The organism is Enterobacter cloacae complex sp. IR5459 (assembly GCF_049238005.1).
Lineage (GTDB): Bacteria > Pseudomonadota > Gammaproteobacteria > Enterobacterales > Enterobacteriaceae > Enterobacter > Enterobacter hormaechei_C.
The window spans coordinates 462,396-477,768 of record NZ_JBMKIG010000003.1 but is presented as its reverse complement, the minus strand read 5'-3'; the positions used below and the strand labels follow the sequence as shown (position 1 = coordinate 477,768).

Below are 15,373 nucleotides of genomic sequence, written 5' to 3'. Positions count from 1 at the left end.
GGAGTAAGCCCATAACCTTTCCTGCGAAGTTATAAACAGGTAAGACTGATAAAACCCTCTGTTTACAGAGGGTTTTTCTTTTGTAGCTGATATCCGAACGGGACGTGAGCTACTGGCTCATCTGCCGGGATCCACGGCAGCCGATACTGCGTCGCCATGCCCCTGGCGCCTGACCATACTGACGCTTAAAGCTGCGATTGAAGGACTGCTGAGAGTCAAAGCCCAGCGCGATCGCCACGTTCAGAATCGGTTCATCGCTGTGGGCTAAGCGCTCAACCGATTTTTGCAGCTTTTGCGCGCGAATATATTCGGCGAGAGGGGAGCCGGTATGTTCTTTGAAAAGTCGCTGGAGGTGCCATTTCGAATAGCCGGCTCGCCTGGAGACGGTTTCAATGTCCAGACGGCTATCGAGGTTGTTGTCGATCCAGTCGAGTAAATCGTGAATGAATGCACCCGTGTTCATCTTGCTTCCCCCTACGCCACGCATTAAAAAGCATCTTTGTTTGTTGCACTTAAAGGTGACCCGTTTTTACATTAATTGCAAGTTTTATTGTTGCATTTAAATCCCTGCTCAAAACACGTGATTTACCTTTGCCGCAAATAGCACATAAAGTGCAACAATTATTCTTGCACTTAGTTAAGCGCCTTCCTACAATCGCCGCGAATAGTGTATTCGCAACTGTTACAGTTTTGTGGCGATGAACGACACAAATGGCCTTAAGCCAGCTACCGGACAAAGGAAGTGGCGCGGCGTCTCCCGCTGCGTCTTGCCCGGCGGCTACAATAACCGGAATAAAAATAATGAGCCTGCAAAAAACCTGGGGTAACTTTCATCTGAGCGCGATGGGGGTGGTTTTACTCTCCGTGCTTCTCGTCGGGTGCGATGACAGCGTCGCGCAAAATGCCGCGCCGCAAGCGCCCGTTGTCAGCGCTGCTGACGTGGTGGTGAAATCCATTAGCCAGTGGGACAGCTTTAACGGTCGCATTGAAGCGGTGGAAAGCGTTCAGCTGCGTCCGCGCGTGTCCGGCTACATTGAGAAAGTGAATTACACCGACGGCCAGGAAGTGAAGAAGGGCGAGGTGCTGTTCACCATCGATGACCGAACCTATCGCGCCGCGCTGGAACAGGCGCAGGCGAACCTGGCAAGAGCCAAAACGCAGGCCAGCCTCGCGCAAAGTGAAGCCAACCGTACCGATAAGTTGATCAATACCCATCTGGTCTCACGGGAAGAGTGGGAGCAGCGTCGCTCGGCTGCCGTTCAGGCGCAGGCCGACATTCGCGCCGCGCAGGCGGCGGTTGACGCTGCGCAACTTAACCTTGACTTCACCAAAGTGACCGCGCCTATCGACGGTCGCGCCAGCCGGGCGCTGATCACCAGCGGTAACCTGGTGACGGCGGGCGACAGCGCCAGCGTGCTCACCACCCTGGTCTCGCAGAAGACGGTTTATGTCTACTTCGACGTGGACGAGTCAACCTACCTTCACTATCAGAAACTGGCCCGCAGCGGGCAGGGGGCGTCAAGCAATCACACGGCGCTGCCGGTGGAGATTGGCCTGACGGGCGAAGAGGGCTATCCCCATCAGGGCAAAGTGGATTTCCTGGATAACCAGCTTACGCAGGGTACGGGGACCATCCGCATGCGCGCGCTGCTGGATAACTCACAGCGTCAGTTCACGCCGGGACTGTTTGCCCGCGTACGCCTGCCGGGCAGTGCGGAATTTAAAGCCACGCTTGTTGACGATAAGGCGGTGCTAACCGATCAGGATCGTAAATACGTCTATATCGTGGATAAAGACGGAAAAGCGCAGCGCCGCGACATCACGCCCGGGCGTCTGGCCGACGGTTTACGTATCGTACAGCAGGGGCTGAATCCCGGGGATAAAGTCATCGTCGATGGTTTACAAAAAGTGTTTATGCCGGGTATGCCGGTTAATGCAAAAACCGTTGCCATGACCGCCAGCGCCGCCCTCAACTGATCCCTTACCTGAGAATCCAATCCATGGACTTTTCCCGTTTTTTCATCGACAGGCCGATTTTTGCCGCCGTACTGTCGATTCTGATTTTTATCACAGGATTAATCGCCATCCCGCTGCTGCCGGTGAGCGAATACCCTGACGTCGTGCCGCCAAGCGTGCAGGTGCGCGCCGAGTATCCGGGCGCCAACCCGAAAGTGATTGCTGAGACCGTGGCAACACCGCTGGAAGAGGCGATTAACGGCGTTGAAAATATGATGTACATGAAATCCGTCGCGGGCTCTGACGGCGTGCTGGTGACTACCGTCACCTTCCGCCCGGGCACCGATCCGGATCAGGCGCAGGTTCAGGTGCAAAACCGCGTCGCGCAGGCCGAGGCGCGTCTGCCGGAAGACGTGCGGCGTTTGGGCATCACGACTCAGAAACAGTCGCCAACGCTGACGCTGGTGGTGCATCTGTTTTCGCCTGGTGGTAAGTACGATTCACTGTATATGCGTAACTACGCCACGCTGAAGGTGAAGGACGAGCTGGCGCGCCTGCCCGGCGTCGGCCAGATCCAGATTTTCGGCTCCGGTGAGTACGCGATGCGCGTCTGGCTGGACCCTAATAAAGTGGCGGCGCGCGGGCTGACCGCCTCGGACGTGGTCACGGCGATGCAGGAGCAAAACGTACAGGTCTCCGCCGGTCAGCTTGGTGCCGAGCCGCTGCCGAAAGAGAGCGACTTCCTGATCTCCATTAACGCCCAGGGCCGCCTGCATACCGAAGAAGAGTTTGGCAATATTGTCCTGAAAACAACGCAGGATGGTACGGTCGTCCGCCTGCGCGACGTGGCGCGGATTGAAATGGGCTCCGGGAGCTATGCCCTGCGTTCCCAGCTGAACAATAAAGACGCGGTCGGGATTGGTATCTTCCAGTCGCCGGGGGCGAACGCCATCGATCTGTCTAACGCGGTGCGCGCGAAAATGGACGAACTGTCCACGCGCTTCCCGGCAGACATGAAGTGGGCGGCACCTTACGATCCGACGGTCTTCGTGCGTGATTCAATCCGTGCGGTGGTGCAAACGCTGCTGGAAGCGGTGGTACTGGTCGTGCTGGTGGTGATCCTGTTCCTGCAAACATGGCGCGCGTCGATTATCCCGCTGATTGCGGTGCCGGTATCGGTAGTGGGTACCTTCAGTATTCTCTACCTGCTGGGCTTTTCGCTGAATACCCTGAGTCTGTTCGGGCTGGTGCTGGCGATTGGTATCGTAGTGGACGATGCCATCGTGGTGGTGGAAAACGTCGAACGAAATATCGAAGAGGGGCTCGCCCCACTTGCGGCAGCGCATCAGGCGATGCGTGAGGTGTCCGGGCCGATTATTGCCATTGCGCTGGTGCTCTGTGCGGTATTCGTTCCGATGGCGTTCCTCTCCGGCGTGACCGGTCAGTTTTACAAACAGTTTGCGGTAACGATAGCCATTTCCACGGTGATCTCCGCCATCAACTCGCTGACGCTCTCGCCAGCGCTGGCCGCGCTGCTGTTGAAGCCGCATGGCGCCCCGAAAGATTTCCCGACCCGGCTTATCGATCGTCTGTTCGGCTGGATTTTCCGTCCGTTTAACCGCTTTTTCCTCCGCAGTTCAAACGGCTATCAGGGGCTGGTGGGCAAAACGCTGGGACGGCGCGGTGCGGTATTCGTGGTTTACCTGCTGCTGCTCTGTGCCGCAGGCGTCATGTTTAAAGCGGTGCCCGGCGGGTTTATTCCCACGCAGGACAAGCTGTACCTGATTGGCGGCGTGAAAATGCCGGAAGGCTCGTCGCTGGCGCGTACCGATGCGGTGATCCGCAAAATGAGCGAAATCGGGATGAATACCGAAGGCGTGGATTATGCGGTCGCGTTTCCTGGCCTAAATGCGCTCCAGTTCACCAATACGCCGAACACCGGGACGGTCTTTTTTGGCCTGAAGCCGTTCGACCAGCGTAAACATTCCGCGGCGGAAATTAACGCGGAGATCAACGCGAAAATCGCGCAAATCCAGCAGGGCTTTGGCTTCTCGATTCTGCCGCCGCCGATTTTAGGGCTGGGTCAGGGGTCGGGCTATTCGCTGTACATACAGGATCGCGCTGGTCTGGGCTATGGCGCGCTGCAAAACGCGGTGAACACCATGTCCGGGGCGATTATGCAGACGCCGGGGATGCATTTCCCCATCTCAACCTACCAGGCTAACGTGCCGCAGTTGGACGTCCAGGTTGACCGCGATAAGGCGAAAGCGCAGGGCGTGTCGCTGACCGATCTCTTCGGGACGCTGCAAACCTATCTGGGCTCTTCGTACGTCAATGATTTCAACCAGTTCGGTCGCACCTGGCGCGTGATGGCGCAGGCTGACGGGCAGTTCCGCGACAGCGTGGAAGATATTGCGAATCTGCGTACCCGCAACAGCCAGGGCGAAATGGTGCCGATTGGCAGTATGGTGAACATCACGACCACCTACGGTCCGGACCCGGTGATCCGCTACAACGGCTACCCGGCGGCGGATCTGATTGGTGATGCCGACCCGCGCGTGCTCTCTTCCGCGCAGGCGATGACGCAGCTGGACGCTATGTCTAAGCAGATCCTGCCGAACGGGATGAATATTGAATGGACGGACCTGAGCTTCCAGCAGGCCACCCAGGGCAACACGGCGCTGATCGTCTTCCCGGTCGCAGTGCTGCTGGCGTTCCTGGTGCTGGCGGCGCTGTATGAAAGCTGGACGCTGCCGCTGGCGGTGATCCTCATCGTGCCGATGACGATGCTCTCCGCGCTGTTCGGCGTCTGGCTGACCGGGGGCGATAACAACGTCTTTGTGCAGGTAGGGCTGGTTGTGCTGATGGGGCTGGCCTGTAAAAACGCGATTCTTATCGTTGAGTTTGCCCGCGAACTGGAAATTCAGGGCAAAGGCATCATGGAGGCTGCGCTGGAGGCGTGCCGCCTGCGTTTACGCCCGATTGTAATGACTTCTATCGCCTTTATTGCCGGGACTATTCCACTGATCCTTGGTCACGGGGCAGGGGCAGAAGTGCGCGGCGTCACCGGGATCACCGTCTTTTCCGGGATGCTGGGCGTGACGCTGTTTGGTCTGTTCCTGACGCCGGTATTTTACGTGACGCTGCGTAAGTTCGTGACGCGCGGCAAAGCGGAAAGAGAGGTGTTGCCTGCGTAGGACGTAGCAGATAGCAAAAAGCCGCCTTCACAATGAAGGCGGCTTTTTTTTCGCAGTCTGTCAGGATTAAGGCGCTTTTTTATGCTGCGTACAGAGTTCCGGCACCGGATCGCACCCGCTGGTATCGGCTTTTTTCACCTCTTCCAGCGCGCTGGCGACGGTATGGCGCGCTAAAACCGCTAACGAAGCCTGCTCCGCTTCATCAGCGATTGATTTGAAGTACCAGCAGGCGTTGGCGCTGACCACGCAGCGGGCCGGGACGTCAGGACGGGACGCCCACAGCTTTTTATCTTCAGTGACGGAAAGGTAGATATCACGCAGGGTGATCTCTTCAGCCGGGCGGCCAAGATGAATAGAGCCGTTGCGGCCAAGCGTGGAGACGATAATGCCGTCGCGGGCGAGAGGAACCATTAATTTGCGGATAAAGCTCGGATTCGCTTCCAGGCCGTAAGCCAGGATTGCACTCGTCGAACGTTCACCCGATTGCTCCGCCATCGCTACGCTGAGAACCATCTGCAAAGCTGTCGGGAAGCGGTAATCTAACATTTTTCTGTCCTGGGTTGCGGTGAATCTTGTTCTTTTTGGCACCGCAGAGGTGAATAATCAGTAAGTAACAATATAACAAATACGGTAATTTTATTGAAGCAATCTGCGGCATACGTGAAGTAACGCTGCGCTGACACATGTCAGGACGTGTAGCGCCGGGTTTACGTTCATGCGAACGCCGGATTCGGGAAATCAACGGTCACCATAAGACCACCTTCGGCTGACGTACTCAGATTGACCCTGCCGTTGTGTTGCTGCGTAACGGCTTTGACGATGGCAAGCCCCAGTCCACTCCCGCTTTGGGTCTGATTAGGATCGCGGAAAAATCTGTCGAACACGCGCTCCCGCAGTTCAATCGGGATACCGGGGCCCGCGTCTGAGACGCGCAGCTGAGCGCACTTATCACGCGATTGCAGTTGTACCTCAATGCGTCCACCCTCAGGGCTGTACTTCACGGCATTCTCAATTAAATTGTCGATCAGCGACACCAGACGTTCCCGAATGCCTGCGACATGGATTTCATCGTCGGCGAAGAATTCAAACTCAATTCTGCGTCCGGACGCCAGCGGTTCCAGGGCAGCCATTCGCTCCTGAATAAGCGTTGTCAGCGGCACAGGCGACATCACCGTGCTGATGTGTGCTTCGCTGTGCATCATCAGCAGAAGCTGATTGACGAGACGCGCAGCACGGCTATTGCTGCGAACAATGCCCGCAAGCAGTTCCTGCTGGCTTTCGCTGATGACCCAGGACTGCAATGCCTCGACGTTGATCCGCATCGCGGCCAGAGGCGTACGCAGTTCGTGAGCGGCATCGGCAATAAACATTTTTTCCCTTTCGGCGCTTTCCCGCACCCTGGCCAGAAAGTCATTAATCGCGTCGACCGTCTGGCGAAGCTCTCTGTGTCTGGGGACGGCTTTTAAAGGCGAGAGATCGTCCGGCGTGCGCAATGAAATTTCATCTACCACCTTGTTCCAGGGGCGCATCGCGATGCGGATGGACAGCCACGCGGGGAACAGAAGAAAAGGGATGCATATCATCAGCGGCATGACGTAGTAGCCGCGCGAGTTCAGATAGATAAAGAAATTCCAGCTACCGGCAGGGGTAAAAAGGGTGACCTCCACGTCGGAGTGCGCGGATTTGAGGGTACGGCTTGTCCATGTATGGTCCTCACTCTGGACATGCTGCATGACCCCCAGACGGCTATTTTTTACCCCCGTTGGCGCACCATCCGAAGAAAAAATAATCTCGTTATTCTTGCGAACAATGAGGTTGATGGACAGCTCCGGGTCTTCACCGCCGCCATAGCCCTCCCGCAGCGCCTTGCTGAACGCTGCCAGCACGGCATTACGCGCCTGCGGGCGATCGTCCATGCTCTCTACCAGGGAAAAAACGGTTTCGTAAGTCTCATTGCCCGTCAGTATGGGAGGACTACGCAGGTCTTCCAGCAAAATGAAGGTTAAAAAGAGACACCAGAGCAACGTAAGCAGCAGCATCTGGGCGACCAGCATTCGCCTGACCAGTGTGGGAAGCCTGAGGTGGTGCCAAAAATTACGCATCAACCTGCCGCCTTCTGAACGGGTACGGTATCAATGACATACCCAACGCCTCTCACCGTTCGCACAAAGCCATCGCCAATTTTTCGCCGCAGGTTACCCATATGCACATCAAGTGCGTTGCTGAGGTTTTCTTTCGTGCCAAATAACCTTTCTTCCAGATACCGTCGCGTAAGCACGCGATCGGCGCGCAGCATTAACGTTTCAAGCAGCGCATATTCGCTTGCCGTCAGCTCAACGTGGCGTGCGCTCACCGTTACGCGACGCGTCGGAATATGAAGCGACAAACCGCGAATTTCTATTGCCTCATTTTCAAAACCGTAACTGCGCCGCGCAAGGGCTCTCACGCGCGCCAGCAGTTCGGCGAGAACAAAAGGTTTGACCAGATAATCGTCTGCGCCTGCATCCAGACCGCACAGGCGGTCCTGTAGCGTGCCTCGCGCCGTCAGGATGATGACGGGGACGCCCTTAAGCTGTTGACGCAGGCGCGTCATCAGGCTCATGCCATCGCCATCGGGCAGCCCCAGGTCTAGCAAAATAAGTTCCGGCACGCAGATCCCAAGCTGATGCAGCGCATCCTCTTTGCGGCGTACCCATATGACATCAAATCCTTGATCTGCAAGGGCGATACGTACGCCATTGCCGAGATCCAGGTCGTCTTCAATTAGTAGAATTTTCACATTGGTAACTGTATCAACAGTGCATGAAGAACAACTGAAGAAAAAACGGTATCAGGAATTCTTCAGGGTTTACAGAACCTTCACTTGCTTCAGCATTTCTTCATTTACGGCTCATAAGAACCTTAAGGTGAGTATTCAGAATGAGCGCTCTGGCGTTTAACACCGCTTGTATCGCAATTATCTGAATCCAAAGGGCTTCTTTAATGAGAAACATCACACTGCGTCATAGTTTCCCCCGTTCACGCATCGGTCGCAGCATGAAAAGCATCTTGCCGGGGGCCGTCCTGGCGTTACTGGCTACCACGGCCCTGGCGGCAGATCAGCGCCAGGGCAACGTGTTAACCCTGGGAGGCGGCGTGGATGTTGCGCCACGCTATTCCGGTTCGGACAAGAGCCGGGTCTCTGCGGCTCAGGTGGTTGATTACGCGATGGCAAATGGTTTTTTTGTCAGCACCACGCGGGGGATCGGCTACGGCAACAGCTTTGGTAACCTGGACTACAACGCAGCGCTGAGCTATCGCGCTGGACGTAAGGATCGCGACGTAAGCAGCGATTCGATCGCCTCCGGCAGCGACGACCTGCGGGGAATGGGTGACATTAAAGGCTCAGCTATCGTTGTGCCAGGGCTGGGGTACAGGGTGACTGACTGGCTGACCGTGCAGTTGCAGGCAGAGGTTCCGGTTTCTGAGAGAGACAATGGTGAGGCTGTGCATTTCGGCATTGCCAGCCCGTTCTATACATCTCCGAAAAATGCGTTAACGCTGGCGCTGACCGGTAGCTGGGGATCCAGTAAGTACGTGCAAACCTATTACGGGGTGAATGCCGCCCAGTCGGCCGCAACGGGTTTTGCCCGACACGATGCCGGATCGGGACTATATGCGTATTCGCTGAACCTGGACTGGACTCATAAGCTCACCTCCCGCTGGAGCCTGCTTGCCGCAGCTGGCGTTACGCAACTGACGGGAGATGCAGGCGATAGCCCAATTGTTCAGCGAAAAACGTCTCCTGTGGGAAGTTTGAAGGTGACGTACAGCTTCTGATGGTTAAGAGAGGGGGAAGGCGCGTTTGTGACAAAACCGCACATAACCCCGTTGCAGGAGCCAGAAGTGCATAAAGCCCGCAGGATGGCGTGGCCCGAAGTCGGACCGTTCATCATGCGGGCTTTTTTATCACTGTTGACCCGATAACGCCTGTTCTATCGTACGGGTAACGACGTCCGGCTGGCTGACCATCGATACATGGCTTGCCGCTACCTCCGTGGTGTTGGCGTTGATTTTCTTCGCCATTGCGCGCTCAAGCTCAGGATTGATCATCCGGTCATTTTTGCTGATCACATACCAGCTCGGTTTGTCATGCCAGGCGGCATGCGCGACTTTCTCCCCAAACGCATCGGCCTTAATAGGGCTTTGCGTCGCGGCAATCACGCTGCGCTCAACGTCCTTCACGTCAGGGGCAAAATTCTCGCTGACCGCTTTTGTCGGCAGATATAAATACCCCTCTGACGTTTTAGCGAGGCTGGCGCTCCCTGGCGGAGCAGGATAACTGTCTGCCAGATCTGCGGTCGACTGGCCGGAATCCGGCGCAAAAGCGGCAACGTAAACCAGAGACTTCACCCGCGCATTATTGCCCGCTTCGCTGATTACCGACCCGCCCCAGGAGTGCCCGACCAGCACAACGTCGCCATGAGCCCGGGCGATAGCACGCTGCGTGGCGGCGACATCATCTTTCAGAGACGTGAGCGGAAGTTGTACCGCAATGACCTCGGTATGGTGTTTTTGCAGCCGGGTAATCACCTTATTCCAGCTGCTGCCGTCGGCAAACGCCCCGTGCACCAGCACCACGCTGGCTTTCGTCTCTGCCAGCGCGCTGGTGGAAACCGCCAGCAGCGCCGCTGTTAATACAGACAATGCTTTCATAACAGGCTCCTTAAAAGTGATGAACCGCGGCGTGTGGCGGCACGGTGAACTCAACGGTTTTATGGTCGATGGGCTTATGCGTCGGGTCAGCAACGATGATGGTTACTTTGTGTTTCCCGGCGGGCAGCCCGACCAGGATCACCGGCTCGCCGCTGGTATCAGCCCAGTGCCAGGGCGCGTCATCCACCACAACGTGAATATGGCCGATACGCGGAGTGACTTTCAGCGCGTCGGGTCCAAATACAGGTTCAATGCGCAGGTTTTCGACGCGGTACTGAATAAAGACCGCACCTTTACTCAGCGGTCCCGCCAGCGGTGGGTCGACGATCAGTTTTGCTGACGGCTGGGGTTTTTCCTGCGGCGCTACGGCGGCCGGGCCATTAACATCAGCGGCGCTCAGGCCATCTAACGGTGCGGCCAGTGCGCCAGCAAAGGACGTCAGCGCAAATACAGGAAGCAGGAAATATCGACGAATCATCTGTGTCTCTCCTCATCAGTTTATTATGGCGAGGGATACAGAAGACCATTTTTATGTATCGGGGATGTTTGCTTCTGCGGGCGTTTTGTACCGGTTTGTCAGCGTAGCGCTCGGGATACAGTGCGATACAGTTTGTTTGCCTGGGCTGCGCACGAGCGCCACTGCGAACCCCGCAATGACCAGCGTCAGTCCTGCGGAAACCCACATTCCGCCTGTTATACCCAGCGACTTATTCAGCCACGCATACGCAAACGGAGAGGCGGCTGCCATCAGTTGGCCTGGAATAAGCAGCAGCCCCGTGCGGCTGGCATAGCGCTCTGTACTAAACAGTTCCAGGGGTAGCGTCGCTTTGACGATAGTCACCAGCCCGTTAATGGCACCAAAGCCGAACACAAATCCGGCGGCACACCAGGCCAGCATGTCGCTGCTCAGTCCGATGAGAAAACAAAGCGGCATGGCGAGCGCAGTGAAAAGCGTCAGTTTTAGCGGAGTGAGGCGCGCCCCTGCCAGCACCTCCATAAGGCGTGCACCGGTCTGCCCCATTCCCCACAGCATGCCGACGGCTACCGGCAGGCCGAAGCTGGCGATAAATTCGGGAAGGTGGGTAGAGGTGCCGTTAGAGACGAAGGTGATGAGAGCAATGAAGGTTGCATAAAGCCAGCCGTTACGCCTGTCATGAGGGGAAACCTGCGTACATGCTTTGGGCTTGACCGTAAAGCGCTGGCGCGGGAAGCGCCGAAGAAGCAGGGCACTGAGCAGACCGAACAGGGCGTAGATCTTCAGCGCATCCTGCCAACCCATCACGTTCAGTAAGGCGTCTCCCAGCGGCCAAAAGACAGCGGACGCCAGCCCGCCCGCCAGGGTGACACGAGAGATTGTCCTGCGTGCCTGCGGTCCGTATAGGTTCACAAGAGCGGAGAAAAGCGCATCATACAGCGACAGGCGCATCCCGATGCCGGTCAGCAACCAGGCGCCATACCAGCCTGAAAGTGTGGGCGTAAAGGCCATTGACAGACAGCTTACGGCGATCAGCAAGGTCCCGCTCATTACCACCCTTTGTCCACCAAAACGCGCCAGCAGAGGAGCGACAAACGGCGAGACAATAGCCATAACCAGCATGGCCAGCGTCAGGCCGAGATAGATTTCGGGGGACGACCAGCTTCGGTCTGCTGTAATGGCATGAGCAAAGGTTCCCGGCATGTAAAAGGAGATCCCCCAGTTAATGAGTTGATTACATCCCGCAGTGAGCGCAAGACGGCGAGGGAGTGCAGGTGTTTCCATTATTTTTCATTCCGTTAGGCAGTTGTCCCGAGCATACAGGGCGCGGTATTGTGCTGGCAGAGCCGTATCCTTATTCACCCTATAAGAGAAACTTTGCATGACGACGCTCAATCTGGGACACCTCGCCACTTTTCGTCTGGTCGTTCAACGCGGCAGCTTTTCTGCGGCAGCAGATGTAATGGGTATTTCCCAGCCCGCCGTCAGCCTGCAAATACGCCAGCTGGAGCAGTTTCTTCAGACGCGGCTGATCGAACGTACGGGGCGTGGAATCAAAGCCACTGCTGCCGGTGAGGCGCTACGGGTGCACGGTGAACGTCTTGAACTGGCGGTTGAGGAGACAATTCGTTCGGTTAGCGCATTCAATCAGGAAGTGAGCGGCACCATCACGCTTGGCACGGGCGCGACGGCCTGTATTCATCTGCTTCCAGCGCTGTTGCAGCAGCTTCGTGAGGAGTATCCCCTGTTACGGATCGGAGTGACGACGGGAAATACGCCAGATATCGTCAGGGCGATTGAGGAGAATCGGCTGGATATGGGGCTGGTCACGCTACCGGCGAGCGGTCGTACGTTGGCGATTATGCACGCGATGGAGGAAGAGTTTGTCTGGATTGGCGCGCAGGTTCAGCCGGAAGAAGGGGAGCAGTTTACGCCAGACTCTTTATACGCTCAGCCGCTCATTGCGTTTGAGTCGGGCAGCGGTACGCGAACGTTGATTGACGGCTGGTTTGAAGCCCGCGGACTAGCCGTCTCACCGGTTATGCAGCTTGGCAGTATTGAGGCCATCAAACGCATGGCACGTGCAGGGCTGGGCTACAGTATTGTGCCGCGAATGGCGGTGGAGCATGCCGACGACCGGGAGGGATTACGCGTTCAATCGTTAACGCCCGTTCTGCGCCGGCAACTGGCGATAGTGATGCGTCAGGATAAGATCCTCAGCAAAGGGATGACGGTAATTATTCGGCTGTTACAGCGTGAACATGGACGTTAGCGCTCGGGCGAATCCACAACGAGGCCTGATTGCTGCGACTGAATTTTGTCCTGATGGTGATACCAGGCGCCAATGGAGGAATAAACAAAGCGGCCAAAGAAAAACAGGAAACTGATGAGCAGTATGATGCGGGTCATCCGGGTGTTAAATCGATGTCGTTTTCGCATACGCGTAGCCTGACTCACTTTCTTTTCCTGAGTATACCCTTTTGGGCGATACGGCTATTAAGGCACAGCCGCAAGTCTGGGTCAATTCGGCGAAATGTAAAATACCGTCAATGCTTACATTAATTTATGTTATTAAAAACAACGCTTTTATTTATCGCATTGATAATTACAGGAAAAATATTCAAAAAAAACGTAAGAAAGGTTTATTCAGATAAATTAATTTGATTTAGGTCAACCGCATCCCGTCGTTGATATTTAAAATCCCTCCTCCACTGTGCTTGCCAGGAATTTTCCGGGCAACGTGTACGTCAGGTTGGATGCCTGTCTTCCTTTACCCTCTGGAGCGCAAGGGTTGTAAACGAGCATCTATGAATATTCACCACATCCTGAAGCAAAATAAAGACCGCTGGTGGGCACTTCCTCTTATTTTACCCGTCGTGTTACTCCCGGTACTAAGTGTGGCTAATACCTTAACGCAGCTGGGCGACGGTATCGTTGCGCTCTATTATCTCCCGCTCTCTTTTCTGCTGGCGCTGATGTTGTTCTTTGGCCTGGAAGCCCTCCCCGGGGTGGTGGTATCGCTATTTTTACGTTATTACCCCTCCGTTGGGTTATTTGAAACCGTGGCTGGCATTCTGCATTTTATCGTTCCTCTGGTGCTCAGCTGGGGCGGTTATCGCGTATTTGCGCCCCGGCGTAATATGACCGCTTACGGTGACATACGCCTGATGGGGCAGCGTATTTTCTGGCAGGTATTTTGTCCGGCAACGCTTTTTCTGGTGCTGTTTCAGTTTGCGGTTTATCTCGGCATTTATGAGAGCCGCCAGAGCCTCGCGGGACTAAATCCCCTCAATATTCGGACACTTATTAACTATCAGGGGCTACTGGTGAGCGGGCTGACGGGCGTGCCGCTAAGCTACCTGCTGATCCGCCTGATACGGCATCCGCGCTATATCAAGGGACTGATGTCCCAGCTCCGCGCGCAAATAGACAAAAAGGTGACGGCCGTTGAGTTTGTGGTGTGGTTTTTAGCCCTGGGCGGGTTGCTGGTCATGCTGCTGCTGCCCATGAATGCAAACAGTTCCATTTTCAGTACCAACTACACCTTGTCCCTGCTGATGCCCGTGATGCTCTGGGGGGCGATGCGCTTTGGCTACAAGCTGATGTCACTCATCTGGACGCCGGTCCTGCTGGTGTCGATTCACTTTTTTTATCACTACATTCCGGTGCAAGAGGGGTATGGCATTCAGCTGGCGATCACCTCATCCAGCTATCTGGTCTTTTCCTTCGTTGTGACGTACATGTCGATGCTGGCGACACGCCAGCGCGCCATCAATATTCGCTCCCGCAGTCAGGCTTTTCTCGATCCGGTGGTGCATATGCCCAACCTGCGGGCGCTGTCGCGCGAGCTGGCCAGTCATCCGTGGTCAGCGCTCTGTTTACTGCGCGTGCCCGAGCTGGAGGTACTGGGACGCAATTACGGCGTGATGCTGCGGATCCAGTATAAACAGCAGCTGGCGCAATGGATAAACGGCACTCTTCAGCCCAATGAGCGAGTCTATCACCTCACCGGGTATGACATGGCGGTGCGTCTGGATGCGGAGTCGCATCAACAGCGCATTGAGACGCTGGACGAGCATATCAAGCAGTTCGTTTTTGTCTGGGATGGTATGCCGGTACAGCCTCAGGTCGGCATAAGCTATTGCTATGTGCGCTCACCCGTCAATCACCTCTATCTGGTGCTGGGGGAGCTGGGCATCGTGGCCGATCTCTCCCTTTCTACCAACCACCCGGAAAATCTTCAGCAGCGCGGGGCTGTTCACTTGCAGCGTAGCCTGAAAGATAAGGTCGCGATGATGAGCCGTTTACAGGCCGCGCTGGAGCAGGACGCTTTTACCCTGCTGGTTCAACCCGTTCGCGGGCTGCGCGGCGATTGTTATCACGAGGTGCTGCTGCGAATGCGTGATGATAATGGGGCGCTGATCTTTCCCGAACAGTTCCTGCCCATAGCACAGGAGTTTGGTTTATCGTCGCGTGTCGATTTATGGGTACTGGAGCGTACGTTGAGTTTCCTGGCACAGCACCGCCAGCGGTTGCCGGGCCAGCGCTTTGCGATCAACCTCGCACCTTCTACCGTCTACCGGGCGCAGTTCCCGCTTGAAGTGAGCCGCCTGTTAGCTAAATACGCCGTTGAAGCATGGCAGTTGATCTTTGAAGTGACCGAAAGCAGCGCCTTTGGTCATGCGGATCTGGCGGCGTCTACCCTCAGGAAATTACAAAAAATGGGCATCCGGATCGCCATTGATGATTTTGGCACCGGCTACGCCAGCTATGCGCGGTTAAAAAGCGTGGACGCCGACATCCTCAAAATCGACGGCGGTTTTATTCGCAATATTGTCAGCAACAGCCTGGATTACCAGATTGTGGCTTCTATTTGCCATCTGGCCCGGATGAAGAAAATGCTGGTGGTGGCGGAATATGTGGAAACAGAAGAGATACGTAGCGCGGTGCACGCGCTAGGTATCGATTATGTGCAGGGTTATTTGATTGGGTTGCCGGCTGAGCTTGATACGTTGCTCGACACGGAGCCTTCTCAGGAGAGCGCCTGAGC

13 protein-coding genes are annotated in these 15,373 nt (G+C 55.9%); 5 read left to right on the top strand and 8 right to left on the bottom strand.

What is annotated here, in order from left to right:
• Nucleotides 1-109 precede the first annotated feature (109 nt).
• Nucleotides 110-463: a helix-turn-helix domain-containing protein gene (locus ACOTX4_RS08685; RefSeq protein ID WP_022651570.1), complete on the bottom strand. Its 354-nt coding sequence runs from the start codon at nucleotides 461-463 to the stop codon at nucleotides 110-112.
• 338 nt (nucleotides 464-801) lie between these two features.
• Between ACOTX4_RS08685 and ACOTX4_RS08680 the strand changes: the two genes are divergently transcribed.
• Both ACOTX4_RS08680 and oqxB read left to right on the top strand, forming a co-directional pair.
• The gene (locus ACOTX4_RS08680; protein ID WP_003860596.1) at nucleotides 802-1,977 is read left to right on the top strand and encodes an efflux RND transporter periplasmic adaptor subunit; all 1,176 of its coding nucleotides are present in this window, start codon (nucleotides 802-804) and stop codon (nucleotides 1,975-1,977) included.
• 23 nt (nucleotides 1,978-2,000) lie between these two features.
• Nucleotides 2,001-5,153, top strand: a complete 3,153-nt coding sequence (gene oqxB, locus ACOTX4_RS08675; protein WP_045330478.1) for a multidrug efflux RND transporter permease subunit OqxB — start codon at nucleotides 2,001-2,003, stop codon at nucleotides 5,151-5,153.
• A gap of 66 nt (nucleotides 5,154-5,219) precedes the next feature.
• Here oqxB and ACOTX4_RS08670 read toward each other — a convergent pair whose 3' ends face one another.
• The 3 genes from ACOTX4_RS08670 to ACOTX4_RS08660 all read right to left on the bottom strand — a co-directional run bounded on the left by ACOTX4_RS08670 (nucleotide 5,220) and on the right by ACOTX4_RS08660 (nucleotide 7,932).
• Nucleotides 5,220-5,699 carry an RrF2 family transcriptional regulator gene (locus ACOTX4_RS08670; protein ID WP_003860591.1) on the bottom strand — a complete coding sequence of 160 codons (480 nt, stop codon included), beginning with the start codon at nucleotides 5,697-5,699 and terminating at the stop codon, nucleotides 5,220-5,222.
• Between the two features lie 167 nt (nucleotides 5,700-5,866).
• Nucleotides 5,867-7,255 carry a sensor histidine kinase gene (locus ACOTX4_RS08665; protein WP_032609820.1) on the bottom strand — a complete coding sequence of 463 codons (1,389 nt, stop codon included), beginning with the start codon at nucleotides 7,253-7,255 and terminating at the stop codon, nucleotides 5,867-5,869.
• Nucleotides 7,255-7,932: a response regulator gene (locus tag ACOTX4_RS08660; RefSeq protein WP_022651566.1), complete on the bottom strand. Its 678-nt coding sequence runs from the start codon at nucleotides 7,930-7,932 to the stop codon at nucleotides 7,255-7,257. Before ACOTX4_RS08660 ends, ACOTX4_RS08665 begins: the two co-directional genes overlap by 1 nt.
• A 203-nt stretch (nucleotides 7,933-8,135) precedes the next feature.
• Here ACOTX4_RS08660 and ACOTX4_RS08655 point away from each other — a divergent pair, with 203 nt between their 5' ends.
• The gene (locus tag ACOTX4_RS08655) at nucleotides 8,136-8,972 is read left to right on the top strand and encodes a MipA/OmpV family protein (RefSeq protein ID WP_045330475.1); all 837 of its coding nucleotides are present in this window, start codon (nucleotides 8,136-8,138) and stop codon (nucleotides 8,970-8,972) included.
• A gap of 129 nt (nucleotides 8,973-9,101) precedes the next feature.
• Here the strand turns inward: ACOTX4_RS08655 and ACOTX4_RS08650 are convergent, their stop codons facing one another.
• The 3 genes from ACOTX4_RS08650 to ACOTX4_RS08640 are packed head-to-tail and all read right to left on the bottom strand — an operon-like array spanning nucleotide 9,102 to nucleotide 11,607.
• Nucleotides 9,102-9,848, bottom strand: coding sequence for an alpha/beta fold hydrolase (locus tag ACOTX4_RS08650; RefSeq protein ID WP_023325040.1), 747 nt, complete (start codon nucleotides 9,846-9,848; stop codon nucleotides 9,102-9,104).
• A 10-nt stretch (nucleotides 9,849-9,858) separates the two neighbouring features.
• Entirely contained in the window at nucleotides 9,859-10,326 is a 468-nt protein-coding gene (locus ACOTX4_RS08645; protein ID WP_045330473.1) for a DUF6130 family protein, read from the bottom strand.
• 51 nt (nucleotides 10,327-10,377) lie between these two features.
• Nucleotides 10,378-11,607 (bottom strand): MFS transporter, encoded by a 1,230-nt coding sequence (locus tag ACOTX4_RS08640; RefSeq protein WP_045330471.1) that lies wholly within the window; start codon nucleotides 11,605-11,607, stop codon nucleotides 10,378-10,380.
• A 97-nt stretch (nucleotides 11,608-11,704) separates the two neighbouring features.
• Between ACOTX4_RS08640 and ACOTX4_RS08635 the strand changes: the two genes are divergently transcribed.
• Nucleotides 11,705-12,595 carry a LysR family transcriptional regulator gene (locus tag ACOTX4_RS08635; RefSeq protein WP_045330470.1) on the top strand — a complete coding sequence of 297 codons (891 nt, stop codon included), beginning with the start codon at nucleotides 11,705-11,707 and terminating at the stop codon, nucleotides 12,593-12,595.
• Here ACOTX4_RS08635 and ACOTX4_RS08630 read toward each other — a convergent pair.
• Nucleotides 12,592-12,762, bottom strand: coding sequence for a YfgG family protein (locus ACOTX4_RS08630; RefSeq protein WP_017383512.1), 171 nt, complete (start codon nucleotides 12,760-12,762; stop codon nucleotides 12,592-12,594). The two genes, ACOTX4_RS08635 and ACOTX4_RS08630, sit on opposite strands and share 4 nt — an antisense overlap.
• 368 nt (nucleotides 12,763-13,130) lie before the next feature.
• Between ACOTX4_RS08630 and ACOTX4_RS08625 the strand changes: the two genes are divergently transcribed.
• Entirely contained in the window at nucleotides 13,131-15,371 is a 2,241-nt protein-coding gene (locus tag ACOTX4_RS08625) for an EAL domain-containing protein (RefSeq protein WP_023314636.1), read from the top strand.
• Nucleotides 15,372-15,373 lie beyond the last annotated feature (2 nt).